This window comes from Spirillospora sp. NPDC049652 (assembly GCF_040675125.1).
Taxonomy (GTDB): Bacteria; Actinomycetota; Actinomycetes; order Streptosporangiales; family Streptosporangiaceae; genus Spirillospora.
This window is the reverse complement of sequence record NZ_JBFAOF010001153.1, coordinates 1-2,009: the sequence shown is the minus strand read 5'-3', so window position 1 is coordinate 2,009 and position 2,009 is coordinate 1. Positions and strand designations below refer to the sequence as shown.

The 2,009-nt window shown below is 70.5% G+C and carries 2 protein-coding genes and 1 rRNA gene; all 3 read right to left on the bottom strand.

All coding sequences use genetic code 11. The features are described from left to right. On the bottom strand, positions 1–957 hold a 957-nt coding region (locus AB0J52_RS37985; RefSeq protein ID WP_500187839.1), incomplete at its 3' end, for an MFS transporter. A 147-nt stretch (positions 958–1,104) separates the two neighbouring features. Next, complete coding sequence (locus tag AB0J52_RS37980; RefSeq protein WP_500187837.1) at positions 1,105–1,755, bottom strand: MBL fold metallo-hydrolase; 651 nt, start codon at positions 1,753–1,755, stop codon at positions 1,105–1,107. A 185-nt stretch (positions 1,756–1,940) separates the two neighbouring features. Continuing rightward, a 5S ribosomal RNA gene (gene rrf, locus AB0J52_RS37975) occupies positions 1,941–2,009 on the bottom strand; the annotation flags it as partial.

The following is a 2,009-nucleotide window of genomic DNA, read 5'->3' as shown; positions in this document are numbered from 1 at the left end:
GTGCCACAGCTCGCCCACCGAGTGGACCACCACCGCGCCGACGAGCAGCCCTCCGGCCGCCCACGCCGGAAGCCCCGCCGCCAGGGAGATCAACGCGGAGGACGCCAGGAACGCCACCCCGGCCCGCCGGTACGCCTCCCCGCCCGCGGCCGGCGAGTCGATGCCGCGGCTCGCCCGCACCTGGAGCACCACGACGATGACGGTGTTGGTGATCATCGTGCCCGCGATCAGCCAGTGCGGCGCGGCCGTCGACGCCACCAGCCACAGTGGCAGGGCCACCGTCAGCACCTTGAACTGGACGGCCATCACCCCGTCCAGCGCCGTGAGCAGCAGATAAGGACGGTCCCGCAAACCGGTCCACCGCGGTCCGCCGGCCGCCGCCTGCGGCTCCACCTTCGGCAGCAGCACCAGCGGAGCCGCGGCGAGGATGTTGGCCACCGCCAGCCCGAGCACGAGCAGCTGATAGGCGGACGTGGTGCCGACCGTGACGATCCAGCCCGCCAGCAGAGCGCCGAGCGAGATCCCGACATTGGTCACCGCGCGCAGATAGGCCCGGAACTCCTGAGGCCGTTCCCCGCCGAACCGCCGGACGAGGGGGCTGCGCGCCGCGAGCCCGGCCGCCTGCGCGCCGGTCGCGACGCACACCACGAGAACGAACGACCAGAATCCGTCGACCAGGGTGAACGCGGCCGCCGCCGTCCCCCTGACGAGCAGGGTCGCCGCATAGACCCCGCGCGCTCCGACCCGGTCCGCCAGATGCCCCACCCCGATGCCGACCACCAGCGAGACCAGCCCCGCTATCCCGAGGCCGAGCCCCACCCGTCCCACCGGCAGACGCACCGCCTCGGTGAAGTACAGGACCCCCGCGGTGAGGTAGAGACCGCTCCCCAGCGTGTAGAGGAAGTTGGACGCCGCGATGACGCGCTGCGGCCTGCTCTCGGGCACCAGGTGGGACATGGGACGGCTCCGCCCTCGCGGGATCGAGTGAGACCCCTCCACCTTGTTGCAAACTAGTCGCAATTACAAGAGAGTCGCATCAAATCGGTCGTTCGCCCGGCTCTGGCCTGGCCCCGCGGCTCCCAGACCAGCGCGACCGCGATCGCGTCAGACGGCGTCCTTCCTTACCGCCCCGCTCACCTCGGCCGGTGACGTCCTCCACGGGGCGCCGTGGCCCGGAAGCACCCAGGACGCCGACAACTCGGCGATCCGGGCGAGGGACGAGAGCGCCGTCTCCGGGTCGTCGGTGAAGGGCGCGGGCTGCGGTCCCTCGCGGCCGGTCAGGACATGCCGCGTGGTCGGGGCGTCCCCGACGAAGAGCGCGTCGGCGAGCGGGACGTGCACCGCGACACTTCCCGGAGAGTGCCCCGGCATACCGATGATCACGGGGCTGCCGGGCAGGTCCAGGACGTCGCCGTCGCGGATCTCGGTGACCTCGCCGACGTGCTGCGTGCGCAGGCCGTTCTTGCGGATCGAGTAGCCGAAAAAGCCGAGTGCGGGGCCGAGGCGCATGGGGCCCATCGCCGTCTTGGGTTTCTCCCCCGTCCGCGCGCGGACCGAGTCCTCGGCATGCACGAACACCGGCACGCCGTGCTCCCTCCGAAGGCGCTCGGCGAAGCCGAGATGGTCAAATTCGCCGTGGGTCAGGATGAGCCCGCGGATGTCGTCGGCGGACTTGCCGAGCGAGCCGAGCTCACGCTGCAGGTCTCCCCAGTGCCCGGCAGCCCCACGTCGATGAGCGTGATGCCCTCGTCGCACCGCCAAATGCCTTCGTCGCTCCGCCAACCTCAACGTCACCACAAGCCGCAGAACCCGCCCCCCTCAATCCCCGAACCGAAATGAGAAAGGCCCCGCCACGAGAGTGGCGGGGCCTTTCACCCACGAATAACGCATGGGAAAGAAGTAGGGCCCGCCACGACTGTGGCGGGCCCTACCCAATATAAGTCCGGCGGCGTCCTACTCTCCCACACAGTCTCCCATGCAGTACCATCGGCGCTGAGGGGCTTAACTAC